The 17,383-nt window shown below is 42.2% G+C and carries 16 protein-coding genes; 13 read left to right on the plus strand and 3 right to left on the minus strand.

Annotated elements, in window-relative coordinates:
- Nucleotide 1 precedes the first annotated feature (1 nt).
- Complete coding sequence (locus tag CSV72_RS01630) at nt 2-2,263, plus strand: DNA internalization-related competence protein ComEC/Rec2 (protein WP_099676822.1); 2,262 nt, start codon at nt 2-4, stop codon at nt 2,261-2,263.
- A gap of 59 nt (nt 2,264-2,322) precedes the next feature.
- On the opposite strand, the gene CSV72_RS01635 is transcribed toward CSV72_RS01630, so the two are convergent.
- Together CSV72_RS01635 and CSV72_RS16625 are read right to left on the minus strand one after the other, a co-directional pair.
- Complete coding sequence (locus CSV72_RS01635; protein ID WP_029054667.1) at nt 2,323-2,457, minus strand: YqzM family protein; 135 nt, start codon at nt 2,455-2,457, stop codon at nt 2,323-2,325.
- A 173-nt stretch (nt 2,458-2,630) separates the two neighbouring features.
- The gene (locus CSV72_RS16625) at nt 2,631-2,795 is read right to left on the minus strand and encodes a hypothetical protein (protein ID WP_158232112.1); all 165 of its coding nucleotides are present in this window, start codon (nt 2,793-2,795) and stop codon (nt 2,631-2,633) included.
- Between the two features lie 104 nt (nt 2,796-2,899).
- Between CSV72_RS16625 and holA the strand changes: the two genes are divergently transcribed.
- A complete protein-coding gene (holA, locus tag CSV72_RS01640; protein ID WP_099676823.1) occupies nt 2,900-3,907 on the plus strand; it encodes a DNA polymerase III subunit delta in 1,008 nt (335 codons plus the stop codon).
- Nucleotides 3,908-3,957: 50 nt separating this feature from the next.
- Here the strand turns inward: holA and rpsT are convergent, their stop codons facing one another.
- The gene (gene rpsT, locus CSV72_RS01645; RefSeq protein WP_099634179.1) at nt 3,958-4,209 is read right to left on the minus strand and encodes a 30S ribosomal protein S20; all 252 of its coding nucleotides are present in this window, start codon (nt 4,207-4,209) and stop codon (nt 3,958-3,960) included.
- Nucleotides 4,210-4,403: 194 nt separating this feature from the next.
- Between rpsT and gpr the strand changes: the two genes are divergently transcribed.
- The 11 genes from gpr (at nt 4,404) to mtaB (ending at nt 17,338) form a co-directional block, all read left to right on the plus strand.
- Complete coding sequence (gene gpr / locus CSV72_RS01650; RefSeq protein ID WP_099676824.1) at nt 4,404-5,441, plus strand: GPR endopeptidase; 1,038 nt, start codon at nt 4,404-4,406, stop codon at nt 5,439-5,441.
- A 53-nt stretch (nt 5,442-5,494) separates the two neighbouring features.
- The gene (gene spoIIP, locus CSV72_RS01655) at nt 5,495-6,295 is read left to right on the plus strand and encodes a stage II sporulation protein P (protein WP_233191043.1); all 801 of its coding nucleotides are present in this window, start codon (nt 5,495-5,497) and stop codon (nt 6,293-6,295) included.
- 83 nt (nt 6,296-6,378) lie between these two features.
- Nucleotides 6,379-8,202 (plus strand): translation elongation factor 4, encoded by a 1,824-nt coding sequence (gene lepA / locus CSV72_RS01660; protein ID WP_099676825.1) that lies wholly within the window; start codon nt 6,379-6,381, stop codon nt 8,200-8,202.
- A gap of 70 nt (nt 8,203-8,272) precedes the next feature.
- The gene (gene hemW, locus CSV72_RS01665; protein ID WP_099676826.1) at nt 8,273-9,412 is read left to right on the plus strand and encodes a radical SAM family heme chaperone HemW; all 1,140 of its coding nucleotides are present in this window, start codon (nt 8,273-8,275) and stop codon (nt 9,410-9,412) included.
- Between the two features lie 90 nt (nt 9,413-9,502).
- A complete protein-coding gene (gene hrcA, locus CSV72_RS01670; RefSeq protein WP_099676827.1) occupies nt 9,503-10,558 on the plus strand; it encodes a heat-inducible transcriptional repressor HrcA in 1,056 nt (351 codons plus the stop codon).
- Nucleotides 10,555-11,136, plus strand: coding sequence for a nucleotide exchange factor GrpE (grpE, locus tag CSV72_RS01675; RefSeq protein ID WP_099676828.1), 582 nt, complete (start codon nt 10,555-10,557; stop codon nt 11,134-11,136). Before hrcA ends, grpE begins: the two co-directional genes overlap by 4 nt.
- Before the next feature lie 39 nt (nt 11,137-11,175).
- Entirely contained in the window at nt 11,176-13,020 is a 1,845-nt protein-coding gene (gene dnaK, locus CSV72_RS01680; RefSeq protein ID WP_099676829.1) for a molecular chaperone DnaK, read from the plus strand.
- Nucleotides 13,021-13,156: 136 nt separating this feature from the next.
- Complete coding sequence (gene dnaJ, locus CSV72_RS01685; RefSeq protein ID WP_099676830.1) at nt 13,157-14,278, plus strand: molecular chaperone DnaJ; 1,122 nt, start codon at nt 13,157-13,159, stop codon at nt 14,276-14,278.
- Nucleotides 14,279-14,293: 15 nt separating this feature from the next.
- Nucleotides 14,294-15,238 (plus strand): 50S ribosomal protein L11 methyltransferase, encoded by a 945-nt coding sequence (prmA, locus tag CSV72_RS01690; RefSeq protein ID WP_099676831.1) that lies wholly within the window; start codon nt 14,294-14,296, stop codon nt 15,236-15,238.
- A gap of 2 nt (nt 15,239-15,240) precedes the next feature.
- Nucleotides 15,241-15,981, plus strand: a complete 741-nt coding sequence (locus tag CSV72_RS01695; RefSeq protein WP_099676832.1) for a 16S rRNA (uracil(1498)-N(3))-methyltransferase — start codon at nt 15,241-15,243, stop codon at nt 15,979-15,981.
- Between the two features lie 16 nt (nt 15,982-15,997).
- Entirely contained in the window at nt 15,998-17,338 is a 1,341-nt protein-coding gene (mtaB, locus tag CSV72_RS01700) for a tRNA (N(6)-L-threonylcarbamoyladenosine(37)-C(2))-methylthiotransferase MtaB (protein WP_099676833.1), read from the plus strand.
- Nucleotides 17,339-17,383 lie beyond the last annotated feature (45 nt).

A 17,383-nucleotide genomic window follows, 5' to 3' on the forward strand; every position in this document is an offset into this window, starting at 1 on the left:
GATGTATATAGCGATTCCTGTTGCGATTTCTGCGTTTGCAGCTGAGCTTTCAGGATCGCTTTTATTTTTGAATGCTTTATTCCTCATACCGTTCTACTTTTTACGCAAAGATTATCTACACCTTTTTCTTTGCACCCTTCTTGCAAGTCTCTCTTTTTTCTATTTCTCCAGTCATTCTACAACTCTGCCTGACGACTCAGTCGTGACCTTTCATTGGAAAGATCAAGTGAAAATCGATGGGGCTAAAGTGAAAGGCTTCGCTACCTTGTCTGACGGCACCGTTGTTTATATGATGTATCCATTACATTCCGAACAAGAAAAAATCCGATTTCAGTCTGCACGATTATCAACGGTTCAGTTCACCGCGGAAGTGGAGCCGAAAGAATTAGAACCGGCAGCCCATGATTATTCATTCGATATGGCGCGCTATTTACGAATGAATGGAGCCGCAGGCATTCTAGAAGCCACTCGTATGACATCGAGCGAACGACTTACTACACCGCGTTCACGACTCTCTCACTATCGTTCTGTGATTAAACAACATATTCATAATCAATTTCCACCTTCACTAGTTACAGAAGCTGAAGCGTTATTGATCGGTGACCGTTCGGGTATGGATCGCCTCTTGCAAAAAGAGTATCAGACGCTAGGTATTACGCATCTATTTGCGATTTCTGGCTTGCACGTCGGTTTATTGACGTTTTTCATTCGAGCGATATTGCTGCGTATCGGTTTTCGTAAAGAGTGGGTGACATACGGATTACTCATTTTTTTGCCAATCTACGCATGTATTGCTGGCGGAGCACCGTCTGTCTGGCGTGCAGCCACGGTGACGATGATTGTATTACTTGCTGTTTCAGGTAATTTAAAGTTGCGCCTGGATGATGCTCTTGCTTTAAGCGCATTATTCTTCATCGTAATGCAACCTTTTATCGTGTTCCAGCCGGGATTTCAGTTATCCTATTTAGCTGCGTTTTCTTTGTTGTACTCGTCAGCTATTCTTAATCAAGCGAAAAACGGATTGGTCGTTTCATTTCTCGTCACCGTCATTACACAAGTTGCACTCTATCCTATTTTGCTCTATCACTTCTTCGAGTTATCGATTTCTTCTTTTATTGCGAATTTGTTCTACGTTCCGTTGTATTCATTATTTATCCTACCTGCCAATTTATTGTTATTGATCTGCACCTACATCGCGCCGCCGCTAGCAAGTATTCTCTTTCTCATCTATGAGCCAGTGAGACTATGGATTGGTAGTGTAACGACTTGGTTTGCTTCCTTTCCTTATCAAATGTGGACGCCGGGACAACCGGGGGGCGTCGGCTCAGCGCTTGCTGTTGTCGGTATCCTCATCTTTCTCGTCTGTCTGGAAAGAAAGAAGTTCATCCTCATCGGTCTGATCTGCTTGCTTCTCCCAGCGCTCTATCTAGAAATTAAACCGATACTGCATCGTGACGTAATCATTTCGTATGTAGATGTCGGGCAAGGGGATAGCACGATAATCGAAATGCCGTATCGGAAAGCAGTGTATGTGATAGATACAGGTGGAGTTGTCCATTTTGGCGAAACTGATTGGAAAACACCTGAGCAACCTTTTGAAATCGGGCGAAATATCGTCGTGCCGTACTTAAAAGCAAAAGGAATCACGAAAATAGACCGGCTAATAATATCTCATGCCGATATGGATCATATGGAGGGTGCCGATGAAGTATTGGACGAGTTGAAAGTAAAGGAAATTCATTTGTCACCAGGAAGTGAACAGGAGAAAGCGATGGATGAAGTGTTGCGGTTGGCAAAGGAGCAGAACATTTCAGTGCAACTAGTTAAGGAGGGGATGAATTGGAGAGTGGCAGACTATCAATTCCAGTATGTAGCGCCAGAAGAGCGTAAATATGATGGAAATGATAGTTCATTGGTACTTGTGATGAAGAAAGAAGATCTTCATTTCATCTTTCCTGGAGATCTAGAAAAAGAGGGAGAGCATCGATTTTTGCAGAGATATCTAACTGCTGACTTTCAACGCGTCGTACTAAAAGCTGGCCATCATGGAAGCAAAACGTCGAGTACGGAGCCGTTTATTAATTTTCTTAAGCCTGAGTTTATTATTGTATCAGCGGGAAGGAATAGTCGCTACGGGCATCCGCATGCAGAAGTCATCGACCGCTTTGGTGAACACGGTATACCGTTTTGGTCGACAGCCGAAAGAGGAACGATTGAATTGCGTGCGAAAGACGGAGTGTACACCGCCACTTCGAGTCGGTAGAAAAACAAATAGACACATCCGCCAGTTTGGTGGATGTGTCTATTTTATACAACAGTTGATTAGAGAGCGACGATATCGATGATCGTAGCAACAACAAAAATTGCAGAAAAACCGATAAACGCTACTATAAAGCCGATGCCGCTGTCAATCGCATCATTACGTTTGGACTGGACATCATGTTCAAATTCATTCATTGCTACACCTCCTAATTCCATACTAAGTATAGATGAAAGTGAAAGAAAAATCCATTAAAATCGCAGTTTTTAGGAGTTGTCACATACGTTGACACAATTTGTTCATAGAGTCCGTGCCTTATAAGTTATACGAGCGGAGTTGCGCATCGCAAATTCCGCCTCGTCGTATAGAATTAATAGTATTTGTCCTTTTCCGCCGTCTCCCGATGGTTCGGTGTCATCGGTTCCTGCTTCGGTGCTAAATGTTCAAGCTCTGTTAACTCTAGTGATATTTCTTCTTTCTCCTCAGATTTCAATTTTTTACGTGAATGTACGTCCAAACGATTAGATTTTTTCATCAATGAAAACCTCCTTTACTTGCTAGTATGGAGAAATGATTGATTTTCATGTATAGTTATCACAGGTTTTTAATAGCAAGCAATCGGTAATTGAGGTGGAGAAAATGGTTACAAAAATTTGGAGTCAAATTGAAAAAGGTGATGTGCAGCCAGTTTATCTACTAACAGGCACAGAGCAACACTTACTTGACGAAACGATCAAAAAATTAATCAAAGCAATCCCTGGTATGACATCATCAGAAGTAAATCGTTTTGATTTAGAAGAAATTCCAGTTCAGGCTGTACTCGAAGTGGCGAATGAATTTCCATTTTTAGTCGACCATAAATTAATCGTCGCAAAAAACTGTTCATTCTTGAAAGCGACGGATCATTCAAAGGAAAAGCAGAACCATCAACTAGAAATGTTGGAACAATGGCTGGAAAACCCATCGCCTACAGCTACCGTAGTATTTGTGGCCCCATATGAAAAATTAGATGCGCGGAAGAAAATTACGAAGAAAATAAAAAAACATGCAGTCGTTGTAGAAGCCGTTGCTTTGCAAGGGCAAGATGTATCTACATGGATAATGCAGCAAGGTAAGGATAAAGGGATTGAGTTTGATAAAAAGACCGCCGAATTTCTTATGGAGATATCTGGAACCGACTTACTAACATTGGCTACGGAAGTGGACAAGCTTGCTAGCTACTTAGCGTTTAATGGCATAGTGGATACTGCTGTTATTGAGCAACTGGTGACCAGGACACCTGAGATGGACGTATTCCGCCTAACGGATTCATTCGTCAATAATAAACGGGCGGAATCAATCGCTGTCTACCATGATTTATTGCGCAATGGAGAAGAGCCGATCATGCTGGCGTCACTTATAGCGAGTCAAGTCCGTTTAATGATACATGTGACGAATTTACGAAAAAAAGGCTATCAACAACAACAAATTGCCACAACGCTGCGAATCCATCCGTATCGTGTTAAATTGATGATGCAGCGACAGCTTCCGCCTTTGCAAGTGTTGCTAAAAGCATTGGATGATTTGGCAACGATTGATCTGCAACTTAAAACTACGAGTGGTAATCGCCAGCGTAAATTGGAATTATTTTTAATGAATGGACTATAAGAACGCAAAAAAAGACTGCCGTCACGAGGAGGCAGTCTTTTAACATATCATTATTGAGCTTTTTTAGTTAGACGTGATTTTTGGCGAGCAGCAGTGTTTCTTGGGATAAGACCTTTACGAGCAGCAGTATCCAATTGTTTCACAGCATTTCTCAAAAGTTCTTCAGCGTTCTCTTCGTTATTCATAAGAGCCGCATCCGCTTTACGGATTGCAGTACGCATAGAAGCTTTTACGTTAGAGTTTTGCTCGTTCGCAGCAGCACTTTGTTTCACGCGTTTGATAGCACCTTTAATGTTTGGCATTTCATTCACCTCCAGCTTTCAGGTAAGGCAAGAGTGTTTCCACAATCATCCGGACATCTCTTTACAACAAGCATAATTTTAACAAAGCTACAGACAGATTGCAAGAAAAAAAGTAAAGCGATTCAACTTTACAGCAAACAATTCCAGAATAAACGCCGGTAAAATGCACAAACTTGCTAGTAGAGGTGAAGAAAATGAGCGAAATCAACTACTTTCGTACGGATTTAATCGATGAAAGTGACGAATTTGTCAGGCATCAGACAGAGTCAGAAGAAAAGAAATTGAAAAAAATGTCCGGAATACGTGTCGAAGAACAAACAATTGGTCGAATTAAGGCGACAACTGTAAAAGTGACAGCGGAAGGTGAAGAAGAAATCGGAAAAGCGAAAGGTACATATATTACGCTGACGATTCCGACACTTGCTGTTCACGAAATCGAAGAGCTTCAAACTTTATGTGAACTTGTCGTCGAAAAAATGGACACATTAATAAAAGAAAATTTGCCGGGCGGCGTAAAAAAAGTATTATGCGTTGGTCTCGGCAACCGAGAGATTACGCCAGACGCAGTTGGACCGGCCGTTATGGATTACGTGAAAGAAGTAATACCAGATTATTACGAAGCGGATGAGAGTGGTGTGATGGTTTATGCACCGGGTGTAACTATTCAGACCGGTTTAGAAACGGCTTCCTTCGTCAAAGCAATCGTCGATCAAAGTAAGCCCGATCTATTGCTCGTCGTCGATGCGCTTGCCGCGAGGAGTAGCGCAAGGCTTTGCCGCACGGTTCAGCTGACAGATACAGGCATTCATCCAGGCTCAGGTGTTGGGAACAGCCGCAAAGAGTTATCGGAGAAAAGTCTCGGTATCCCGGTCATTGCAATAGGTGTGCCAACGGTTGTGGACGGTCCTGTACTGGTGGCGGATGCTATTGACACGATGTTCGGCTATATCGCAGCGAAAATAGAAGAAGAGGCTATGCCTTCGTCTAAACTCTCAACGGGACGTTTTCCGCAACGCATCACAAAAGATGCGGATCGCACAGCGCTGGGCCCTATATTCGGCGATTGGTCATCCTGGACGCATGAAGAAAGAATTCAATTATTTGAAGAAGTGCTGACCAATCAAGAATTATCGACATTTATATCCCCAAAAGAAATTGATTCATGGGTAGCGAACTACGCAACTGCCTTGTCTACTTCATTAATTAGTTGGATTCATAAAGTAAATACATGAACTAGTCATTGACCTTTTTTCTTCCGCATAGTGTGGAAGATGGAGGGATTACTATGAAAAAAACTTTGCAAATCTGGATGAGCGTAATCTTTGTATTGTTCATCTTTCCTGTCGTTCTGCAGTACATTCCCAAACAGCCGACCATCCCCACTGCCCTCTCGTTAAAGGAACCAAGCACAATAGTCTACGCATCCAATGTATTGGAAGAAGATATTCGACCAAAAACAGAAGGGAGTGTGTTGATTTATTCGACTCACTCACATGAAGCGTATGAACCTATTACGAAAGCAGCGAACGGAAAAGTAGCGGTATCTCACCATTCAGAGAATATTTTAAAAGTGGGCGAGCGGCTTAAAGAGAATTTAATTTCACATGGCCTTGCGGCAGAACAGCTCGATATCGATATTGTGAAAATCATGCAACAACAGAAGATACCGTATCATCGCTCGTATGCTGCGATCAGGCCGTATGTAGAAAAGAAGGTTAATGAGCAGTCTTATGATTTAGTCATCGACATGCACAGAGATTCGCTCGGTCCTTCCAAAACGACGATTACACACGAGGGTCAACGTTATGCAAAAGTGGCATTTGTCATTGGAAGGGACCATCCGTATTACGAACGGAATCTGGCCAAAGCAAAGCAATTGAAAAATGAGATGGAAAAATTAGTGCCTGGGATTACACGGGAAATCATTATCAAAGGTGGCCGTGGAGTAGATGGTAAATACAATCAAGATTTAAATACGAGCATCATATTAGTCGAAATGGGTGGGGTGGGTAATACGGAAATGGAGATCAATCAAACGATATCTGTCGTTGGTGAATCTATTTCCGCTATGATGATCGTGCAATAATCTTTCAAATATTGAAGTCTGAACCGTTCACTGCTATAATTCAAGTAGCTTAAATAGGTACGTACATGTAGGAGTGAACAGTGATGAATCAAGAGCAGAGAGCAGCACGTCAAAAAAACATCCGAAATTTTTCTATCATTGCCCATATCGACCACGGTAAATCAACGCTGGCTGATCGAATTTTAGAAAAGACGGAAATAGTGAAAACACGTAATATGAAATCACAATCATTGGATTCGATGGACCTAGAACGTGAACGCGGGATCACCATTAAACTGAATGCCGTTCAATTAGTATATACGGCAAAAAATGGTGAAGACTACACGTTACACTTGATTGATACACCAGGACACGTCGACTTCACATATGAAGTATCGAGAAGTTTAGCGGCTTGTGAAGGTGCTATTCTTGTCGTGGATTCGGCGCAAGGCATCGAAGCGCAAACATTAGCAAACGTCTATCTGGCGCTAGATAATGATTTGGAAATATTACCTGTTATTAATAAAATCGATCTTCCAGCAGCAGATCCAGATCGTGTGAAAAAAGAAATTGAAGATGTCATCGGATTAGATGCATCTGAAGCAGTTTTAGCTTCTGCGAAATCTGGAATTGGGATTGATGAAATCTTGGAACAGATCGTAGAAAAAGTTCCGGCACCTCAAGGAGATCCGGAAGCACCACTAAAGGCGCTGATCTTCGACTCCCATTATGATCAATATAAAGGAGTTATCGTCAATATCCGTATCGTGGAAGGAAAAGTAAAGCCTGGCGATATGATTCGCATGATGGCGACGGGTAAAGAATTTGAAGTACTAGAACTAGGTGTCTTCACTCCAGGTATTTCTCCACGTGACGAATTGACTGTAGGCGATGTAGGATTCTTATCTGCTTCCATTAAAACGGTAGGCGATACACAAGTAGGGGACACGATAACACTTGTCAATGATCCTGCAGAGGAAGCATTACCAGGTTACCGTCGTATGAATCCGATGGTGTTCTGCGGATTGTATCCAATCGATACATCTAAATACAACGATTTGCGTGAAGCACTTGAAAAGCTGGAATTGAATGACTCTGCACTTGAATATGAGCCAGAGACATCCCAAGCGCTTGGCTTTGGTTACCGTTGTGGCTTCCTAGGTCTTTTGCACATGGAGATCATTCAGGAACGGATCGAACGTGAATTCAATATCGACTTGATCACGACAGCACCGAGTGTTATTTATAAAGTAAACTTAACGGATGGTTCAACGATGAGTGTAGATAATCCATCGATGATGCCTAGTGCGCAAAAAGTAGACTTTGTGGAAGAGCCATATGTTAAGGCTTCCATCATGGTACCGAATGATTACGTTGGATCTGTCATGGAACTTTGTCAGCGTAAACGTGGAGACTTTATGACAATGGATTATATGGACGCATCACGTGTCAATATCATCTATGAACTACCGTTAGCTGAAATCGTCTATGACTTCTTTGACCAATTGAAGTCCAGTACAAAAGGATACGCGTCACTGGATTATGAATTGATTGGCTATAAGCGCTCGAAACTCGTAAAAATGGACATTTTGCTAAACGGCGAACATGTGGATGCGCTGAGCTTTATCGTGCACAATGACTTTAGCTATGAACGTGGCAAGGCAATCGTAGAAAAACTGAAATCGTTAATTCCGAGACAACAGTTTGAGGTTCCTGTCCAAGCGGCAATCGGTCAAAAAATCGTTGCACGGTCTACTATTAAGTCTATGGGTAAAAACGTTTTAGCAAAATGTTACGGTGGAGATATTTCCCGTAAGCGTAAATTGCTTGAGAAGCAAAAAGAAGGTAAGAAAAAGATGAAGCAAGTTGGTTCGGTGGAAGTTCCACAAGAAGCATTCATGGCTGTTTTGAAGATGGATGAAGATTAATTAAATTCAGTGAAAAGGGGGCAAACCGCCCTCTTTTTGCCGTTTACATACTTAAAAAGGATGTGACAGCATGCGGGGAGTGTATATCCATATACCGTTTTGCCAGCAAATTTGTCATTATTGCGATTTCAATAAAGTATTTCTAAAGAACCAACCTGTCGATCTATACATCGAATCGATCGGCAAAGAGTTTTATTATATGAAAGAAGCAGGTTATTCGTTTAATGAAGTGGAAACCGTATTTTTAGGTGGTGGTACACCGACAGCACTCAATGTTCCTCAGCTCGACCGGTTACTGACAATTGTTTCAGAGTATATCGATGTCACGGCATTAAAGGAGTTCACGACAGAAGCGAATCCTGATGATTTATCGGAAGGACAACTTTCTATATTGAAGGAAAAAGGCGTTAATCGCTTGTCAATTGGCGTGCAGACTTTCAACGAACGTCTACTGAAACAAATTGGTCGTACGCATTCCAATGAGGACGTGGAGAATGTCATTAAGGCTGCACGTAAAGTCGGCTTTGAAAACATTAGCATAGATTTGATGTACAGCTTACCAACTCAGACGGTGAAAGAATGGGAAGAGACACTTGATCGTGCATTAGCGCTTGATCTTCCTCATTACTCTGCTTATTCGTTGATTGTGGAACCGAAAACCGTCTTTTACAATCGAATGGTCAAAGGGAAGTTGCCATTGCCAGGAGAAGACATTGAAGCAGAAATGTTCTCGATGGTGATCGATCGCATGAATGCTGCAGGTCGCGATCAATATGAAATTAGTAATTTTGCTAAACCTGATTATCCTTCGTTTCACAACCTGATTTATTGGGAGAACTCTCATTATGCAGGCATAGGTGCAGGTGCCCACGGTTATATCGGCAAAGAGCGTTATGCGAATGTCGGGCCGTTGACACATTACATTAATCTATTGGAGGAAGGAAAGTTACCTCGTAAAGAAGTACATGACGTAACTCTTGCTGAATCGATGGAAGAAGAAATGTTTCTCGGCTTACGAATCATCGAAGGGGTTTCGATGAAAGAATTCGAGCAGAAATTTGAGCGGCCGATTCATACAGTTTTTGGTACCCCGATAGAAAAATTGCAGCAGCAAGGGCTCCTACAAATCGATGGGGACCATCTTCGTCTGACTAGAAAAGGTGTTTTTCAAGGAAATACAGTATTTCAGGAATTTTTATTGGGAGATTGAGTTTGATTCGTTGACATATAAAATAGAATTTGATAAATTATGAGTAGTATTAGCACTCGAGGTTAATGAGTGCTAACAGGAGTGATGATCATGTTGACAAACAGACAATTGCTCATACTACAATTGACAGTGAAAGATTTCATCGAGTCTGCTCAACCGGTTGGTTCCAGACAACTGTCGAAAAAGCCGGAAGCGCCATTTAGTTCGGCAACCATTCGGAATGATATGGCGGATCTGGAAGATATGGGTTATTTAGAAAAAACTCACACATCATCTGGAAGAGTGCCTTCCGAAAAAGGCTATCGGTTCTTTGTGGACCATTTATTGCAACCACAAGCTCTAGGCCTGGAGGACAGCTTGCAGTTGCGCACGGTGTTTCAGGAGAGAGTGGGAGAGTCGGAGGAATTAATTCGGAAATCCGCAACCATTCTTTCTGACTTGACGAATTACACGTCGATCCTACTTGGACCTGACACATCAACGCATGCCGTCAAGAAATTCTCTATTGTTCCACTCGATCAACAACGGGCAGTGGCGATTATCGTAACCGATAACGGACATGTGGAAAATCGGATTTTCGATGTACCACCTGGTCTCACTGCTTCGGAAATTGAGAAGACGGTAAATATTTTAAATGAACGCCTAATCGGCACATCGCTTGTGCAGTTGCAGCAAAAATTGCAACTCGAAGCGAAACATGTATTTGAACAGCATATTCACCAAGCTGAACAACTATTCAGCTCCTTGCAGCAAGCAATGGCAGTGGAGCCGGAAGAGCGATTGTATTTTGGCGGGAAATTGAATATGTGGAAACAACCGGAATTTCACGACTTCCAGAAGATGCAATCATTTTTTGAACTGATAGAGAAAGGCAATCCTGCCATGGGGCTTTTTCAAAAAAACGGACAAGGTATTCAAGTTCGTATAGGTTCTGAAAACAATGTGATTGAAATGGAAGACTACAGCGTGATTACTTCCACGTACTCGGCAGGAGAGAATATGGAAGGTTCCATCGCAATTATCGGTCCGAAGCGAATGGATTACGGAAGAGTCATTACATTACTTGATATATTAAGCAATGATTTATCTTCTGCACTTCATCGGTTAACGATCGGAAAAGACGGGAACGGGAGGCAAGACACGTGAAAGAAAACCAAGAGTTCGAAGAGCAACTAGATGAAAATCTTTCCGAAAATGAGCAAGAGCAAACTGAAGCGACAGATCAGCAAGATGTTGAGGAAGTCGTCGAAGAGCTCACTACAGAACAAGAACTTGAGAAAAAAATAGATGAATTAACGAAAGCTCTTGAAGAAGAAGAGGGTAAGAAATTACGCGTATTGGCAGATATGGAAAACGTCAAAAGACGAGCTTCACTCGACTATCAAACGTTACAAACATACCGTGCACAAAACGTTATGGTGAATATTTTGCCTGTACTTGATAACTTCGAACGTGCACTTGCTGTTGAAGCAAAAGAGGAAGAGACGAAAGCCCTCTTAACAGGGATGGAAATGGTCTACCGTTCATTAGTAGAAGCTTTGAAATCTGACGGACTCGAAGAAATCGAAGCACTTGATCAAGAATTCGATCCGAACTTCCATCAGGCAGTGATGACAGGCAATGAAGAAGAGAAAGATTCTGGAATTGTTTTGGAAGAACTGCAAAAAGGATATAAACTTAAAGAGCGTGTACTACGACCATCCATGGTTAAAGTAAACGAATAAAAAACTAAACCATTCACATTATAGGAGGAAAAATCACAAATGAGTAAAATTATCGGTATTGACTTAGGAACAACAAACTCAGTAGTTGCAGTATATGAAGGTGGAGAAGCGAAAGTAATCCCGAACCCTGAAGGTAACAGAACTTCACCATCTGTTGTAGCATTCAAAAACGGCGAACGACAAGTAGGGGAAGTAGCAAAACGTCAATCCATCACCAACCCTAACACGATCATGTCTGTTAAAAGACATATGGGTACGGACTTTAAAGTAGAAGTGGATGGTCAAGAATATTCTCCACAAGAAGTTTCTGCTATGATTCTTCAATACATGAAGGGCTATGCTGAAGAATACTTGGGCGAAAAAGTAACGAAGGCTGTTGTTACAGTTCCTGCGTACTTTAACGATGCACAGCGTCAAGCAACAAAAGATGCTGGTAAAATTGCTGGTCTTGAAGTAGAGCGTATCATCAACGAGCCAACAGCAGCAGCACTTGCTTACGGTTTGGATAAAACAGATGAAGATCAAACTATCCTAGTATATGACTTAGGTGGCGGTACGTTTGACGTATCCATTCTTGAGCTAGGTGACGGAGTATTCCAAGTACGTTCAACAGCAGGTGACAATAAACTTGGTGGCGACGACTTTGATGATATTATCATGGATTACTTGGTACAAGAATTCCGTAAAGAAAACTCCATTGATCTTTCTAAAGATAAAATGGCTATGCAACGTCTAAAAGATGCAGCTGAAAAAGCGAAGAAAGACTTGTCTGGTGTAACATCCACTTCAATCTCTCTTCCGTTCATCACGGCTGGAGAAGCAGGACCACTACACATGGAAATCACATTAACTCGCGGTAAATTCGATGAGTTGACTGCGAACCTAGTAGAACGTTCTATGATCCCAACGCGTCAAGCACTAAAAGACGCAGACCTTACAGCATCTGAAATCGACCGTGTTATCTTAGTTGGTGGTTCTACACGTATTCCAGCAGTACAAGAAGCAATCAAAAATGTAACAGGCAAAGAGCCATTCAAAGGCGTAAACCCAGACGAAGTAGTAGCAATGGGTGCAGCAGTTCAAGGTTCAATCCTAACTGGAGACGTAAAAGACGTTGTACTTCTTGACGTAACACCTCTATCACTAGGTATTGAAACAATGGGCTCTGTTTTCACAAAGCTAATCGACCGCAACACGACAATCCCTACAAGCAAATCACAGGTATTCTCTACAGCAGCTGACAATCAGCCGGCAGTAGATATCCATGTATTGCAAGGTGAGCGTCCGATGGCGACTGACAATAAAACGTTAGGCCGTTTCCAATTGACGGATATTCCACCAGCACCACGTGGCGTTCCACAAATCGAAGTAACATTCGACATCGACAAAAACGGTATCGTCAATGTTAAAGCGAAAGATATGGGTACACAGAAAGAACAGAACATCACAATCCAATCTAGTTCAGGTCTTTCTGACGAAGAGATCGATCAAATGGTTAAAGATGCAGAAGCACACGCTGAAGAAGATAAAAAGCGTAAAGAAGAAGCAGAACTTCGCAACGAAGCAGATCAGTTAGTATTTATGGCTGAAAAGACACTTAAAGATATTGAAGGTAAAGTGGATGAAGCGGAAGTTAAAGAAGCGGAAGCGGCATTGGAAGAATTGAAAGCTGCTAACGAATCTGGAGAACTTGAGGAAATTCGTACGAAGAAAGAAAAACTCGACGAATTAATCCAAGCTCTATCTGTAAAACTATATGAGCAAGCTGCTGCAGAAGCACAAGCTGCTCAAGGTGATGCACAACCTGGTCAAGAAGACGACAGTGTAGTGGATGCAGATTTCGAAGAAGTAGAAGACAATCAAGATAACAAAGACACTAAATAAGTAAGTCGAAATAGCTATTGACGGAAAAGTCAAAGTCCGAAATTCCGGCTTTGACTTTTTCGTTTGTTAACTTAACAAAATTCGATATCAACGTGTTACAATGGACAACAGGTAAAATGCGATGAGGGGTGCAATGATGAGTAAACGAGATTACTATGAGGTGCTAGGCGTATCTAAATCCGCTACGAAGGAAGAGATCCGCAAAGCATACCGTACACTTTCTAAGAAGTTCCATCCGGACTTGAACAAAGAAGCGGATGCAGAATTGAAATTTAAAGAAGTAACAGAAGCATTTGAAGTGTTGAGCGATGAGAACAAAAGAGCTGAATATGATCAATACGGTCATAATGGACCAGGTGCAGGCTTCGGAGGATTTGGTGGCGGAGGTGCAGATGGCTTCGGTTTCGATGATATTTTCAGCACATTCTTCGGTGGTAGTGGCAGAAGAAGAGATCCAAATGCTCCACAAAAAGGTAACGACTTGCAATATACAATGACAGTCGACTTCATGGATGCTATTTTCGGTAAAGAAACAGAAATCGATATCCCTCGTGAGGAAGAATGTGATACATGTGACGGTTCAGGTGCTAAAAAAGGCACGAGCGTCAAAACATGTACGGAATGTAATGGTTCAGGAGAGATTTCATTCGCTCAAAACACGCCATTTGGTCAAGTAGTGAACCGTAGAACTTGTCCTACATGTCAGGGGACAGGTAAAATTATTCCTGAAAAATGTGATACATGTCGAGGTAAAGGTCGCGTAACGAAAAACAAGGTCATCAAAATTACGATTCCGGCTGGAGTAGACCAAGGACAACGTCTGCGAGTAGGCGGTCAAGGTGAAGCGGGAATTAATGGAGGACCTCCTGGAGACTTGTACATCGTCTTTAATGTGCGTCCACATAAACGTTTTATTCGTGAAGAAGACGACATCATTTTGGAATTGAACTTGACGTTCCCACAAGCATCACTAGGAGACGAACTCGAAGTTCAAACGGTGCACGGTAAAGTGAAGTTGAAGATTCCGGCTGGCACACAAAACGGCACAACTTTCCGACTTCGTGGCAAAGGGGTTCCAAACGTTCATGGTCATGGAACAGGCGATCAGCATGTCATCGTTAAAGTGACTACACCGAAAAAGATGACGGAGCGACAAAAGGAATTACTGCGTGAGTTTGCATCAATTGAAGGAGAATCACCTGATGAGTATTCCAGCTCATTCTTCGATAAAATCAAACGCACTTTTAAAGGCGAATGAAAGGATTGACGAACTGTGAAATGGTCTGAAGTTTCCGTGCACACGACACATGAAGCAACTGAGGCAGTAGCGAACATCTTGCATGAAGCAGGCGCTAGCGGAGTCGTTATTGAAGACTCCGAAGAACCTGGTAAAGAACGAGTAGACCAATATGGCGAAATATATGCATTAGATAAGGATGACTTCCCAAGTGAAGGAGTCATTATTAAAGCTTACTTGCCTGTCAATAGTTTCATCAACGAAACAGTTGAAAATCTCGAATTAGAAATTGAAGGCCTTCGTCAGTTTTCATTAAATCCTGGACGCTTTACTATAGGCATCACAGAGGTGGATGAGGAAGATTGGGCTAACTCATGGAAACAATACTTCCATCCGGTGAAAATCTCGAAGCGTTTTACCATTGTTCCAACATGGGAAGAGTATACGCCAGTGGAATCTGATGAATTGATCATTGAATTAGATCCTGGAATGGCTTTCGGTACGGGTACACACCCTACGACGGTCCTCTGTTTACAAGCACTGGAGAAGTACCTTGAACCTGGTCAAACGATCGTTGATGTAGGCACAGGGTCAGGTGTGCTAGCAATAGGCGCTGCTTTACTTGGTGCCAAACATATTACCGCGCTTGATCTAGATGAAGTAGCTGTACGTGCTGCACAGGAAAATGTCACGTATAACCACGCAGATGATCGCATCACCGTCTTGAAAGGTAATCTTCTTGAATCGATTGAAGAACCACCTGACATGATCATTGCGAATATCTTGGCGGAAGTTATCATGTCGTTTTCAAAAGATGCTTATCAACTCGTTAAACCAGGCGGCCTTTTCATTACATCGGGTATCATTGGAGCGAAACGGGACGAAGTGCGTAACGACCTAACGGCACAAGGTTTTGAAATTGTGGAAACGGTTCTTATGGAAGATTGGGTAGCGATCATTGCGCGTAAGGGCAGTGAATAATCATGCAACGTTATTTTCTAGATCAACCATTTAATGAGCAGCACGAAGTAGCAATCAGCGGGGATGATTATAAGCATATTGTCAAAGTGATGCGTATGACGACGGGTCAGGAAATCCTGACGGTGTATGATGGCGTCGCTTCGGTAGCGGTGATCGACAGTATTTCTGAAGACTCCGTTACCGTTTTACAGCAGAAACAACTGGACCAATCTAACGAATTACCGATTTCCGTCACGATTGCCTGCGGATTGCCTAAAGGTGATAAACTCGATTTAATTACCCAAAAAAGTACCGAACTCGGTATGGCTCGATTGATTCCTTTTGCTGCGAGTCGGTCGATTGTCAAATGGGATGCTAAAAAAGGTGATAAACGTATAGAACGTTTGCAAAAGATTGCCAAGGAAGCTGCTGAACAATGTCATCGTAACCAAGTGCCTGAGATTTTATCCGTTCAAAGCGTCAAGCAACTGATCATGTATACAGATTCCTTTGATGTCAAATTGTTTGCGGATGAAGAAGATGCGAAAAGTGATGTTCCGCATAAGATTGCGGACCGTCTGAAAAATGTGTATCATGGACAATCAATAGTAGTTGTTTTTGGACCGGAAGGCGGATTAGCGCGCGAAGAAGCCGCTTTACTTCAAGAGGCCGGTTTCCTTCCAGTGTCGTTAGGACCTAGAATCCTGCGCACGGAAACAGCACCTTTATATGTATTGTCCGCTATGTCTTATGAATTTGAATGAAAGAAGTGAACAACTTATGTCTTCAGTTGCTTTTCATACACTGGGCTGCAAAGTGAATCATTATGAAACAGAAGCTATTTGGCAATTGTTTCAAGAAGCAGATTATGAAAGAGTAGAGTTTGATAAGAATTCTGATGTCTATGTTATTAATACATGTACCGTAACGAACACCGGTGATAAAAAGAGCCGACAAGTAATCCGTCGTGCTATTCGTAAAAATCCAGATGCAGTAATCTGTGTAACGGGTTGTTATGCACAAACATCACCGGCAGAAATTATGGCGATTCCTGGTGTGGATATTGTCGTCGGTACACAAGATCGTTCAAAATTGCTTGGGCTGATCGAGCAATTCCGTGAAGAGCGCCAGCCGATTAATGCGGTGCGCAACATTATGAAAAACCGTGTTTATGAAGAACTTGACGTGCCGTCATTTACAGATCGCACACGTGCTTCGTTAAAAATACAAGAAGGGTGTAATAACTTCTGTACGTTCTGTATCATTCCGTGGGCTAGAGGATTGATGCGCTCACGTGATCCCGAAGAAGTTATTCATCAAGCACAACAACTTGTCGACGCGGGCTATCTTGAAATCGTCTTAACAGGAATTCATACAGGTGGTTATGGTGAAGATTTAAAAGGCTATAACCTAGCTCGTCTATTACGCGACTTGGAACAGCAAGTAAAAGGATTGAAACGTCTTCGTATTAGTTCAATCGAAGCAAGTCAATTAACAGATGAAGTGATCGATGTATTGCGTGACTCTAATATTGTCGTACGCCATTTGCATATCCCCATTCAATCGGGTTCAGATACCGTACTCAAACGGATGCGTCGTAAATACACAATGGAATTCTTCTCGGATCGATTAACTCGTCTGAACGAAGCGTTACCTGATCTTGCTATCACATCCGATGTCATCGTAGGTTTCCCTGGTGAAACGGAAGAAGAATTCATGGAAACGTATAACTTCATTCGTGATCATAAGTTTTCTGAGCTCCATGTGTTCCCTTATTCGAAGAGAACGGGTACACCTGCTGCTCGAATGGAAGACCAAGTCGACGAAAGTGTAAAAAACGAACGCGTGCACCGTTTATTAACGCTGAACGACCAATTAGCAAAAAATTATGCTGCTCGATTTGAAGGCGAAGTACTCGAGGTTATTCCTGAAGAAAGCTTTAAGCAAGATACGGATCAAAATCTCTATGTAGGCTATACAGATAATTATTTGAAAGTGGTCTTGCCTGCAGATGAAACGATGATTGGACAAATTGTAAAAGTGAAAATCACAAAAGCGGGCTATCCTTACAATGAAGGTCAACCGGTTCGAGTACTGACAGAAGAAAAAGTTACGATTTAACATGGACCACCTGTAATAGGTGGTCTTTTTCGTGCAACAAAATGT

It is taken from the genome of Sporosarcina sp. P20a (assembly GCF_002743175.1).
Taxonomy (GTDB): Bacteria; Bacillota; Bacilli; order Bacillales_A; family Planococcaceae; genus Sporosarcina.

What these genes read in the sequence shown, in the direction of transcription:
- CSV72_RS01630 (WP_099676822.1), top strand. Translation starts at nt 2, where the DNA reads ATGTATATAGCGATTCCTGTTGCGATTTCTGCGTTTGCAGCTGAGCTT.
- dnaK (WP_099676829.1), top strand. Translation starts at nt 11,176, where the DNA reads ATGAGTAAAATTATCGGTATTGACTTAGGAACAACAAACTCAGTAGTT.
- hrcA (WP_099676827.1), top strand. Translation starts at nt 9,503, where the DNA reads ATGTTGACAAACAGACAATTGCTCATACTACAATTGACAGTGAAAGAT.
- mtaB (WP_099676833.1), top strand. Translation starts at nt 15,998, where the DNA reads ATGTCTTCAGTTGCTTTTCATACACTGGGCTGCAAAGTGAATCATTAT.
- CSV72_RS01695 (WP_099676832.1), top strand. Translation starts at nt 15,241, where the DNA reads ATGCAACGTTATTTTCTAGATCAACCATTTAATGAGCAGCACGAAGTA.
- CSV72_RS16625 (WP_158232112.1), bottom strand. Translation starts at nt 2,795, where the DNA reads ATGAAAAAATCTAATCGTTTGGACGTACATTCACGTAAAAAATTGAAA.
- lepA (WP_099676825.1), top strand. Translation starts at nt 6,379, where the DNA reads ATGAATCAAGAGCAGAGAGCAGCACGTCAAAAAAACATCCGAAATTTT.
- holA (WP_099676823.1), top strand. Translation starts at nt 2,900, where the DNA reads ATGGTTACAAAAATTTGGAGTCAAATTGAAAAAGGTGATGTGCAGCCA.
- gpr (WP_099676824.1), top strand. Translation starts at nt 4,404, where the DNA reads ATGAGCGAAATCAACTACTTTCGTACGGATTTAATCGATGAAAGTGAC.
- hemW (WP_099676826.1), top strand. Translation starts at nt 8,273, where the DNA reads ATGCGGGGAGTGTATATCCATATACCGTTTTGCCAGCAAATTTGTCAT.
- spoIIP (WP_233191043.1), top strand. Translation starts at nt 5,495, where the DNA reads ATGAAAAAAACTTTGCAAATCTGGATGAGCGTAATCTTTGTATTGTTC.
- dnaJ (WP_099676830.1), top strand. Translation starts at nt 13,157, where the DNA reads ATGAGTAAACGAGATTACTATGAGGTGCTAGGCGTATCTAAATCCGCT.
- rpsT (WP_099634179.1), bottom strand. Translation starts at nt 4,209, where the DNA reads ATGCCAAACATTAAAGGTGCTATCAAACGCGTGAAACAAAGTGCTGCT.
- CSV72_RS01635 (WP_029054667.1), bottom strand. Translation starts at nt 2,457, where the DNA reads ATGAATGAATTTGAACATGATGTCCAGTCCAAACGTAATGATGCGATT.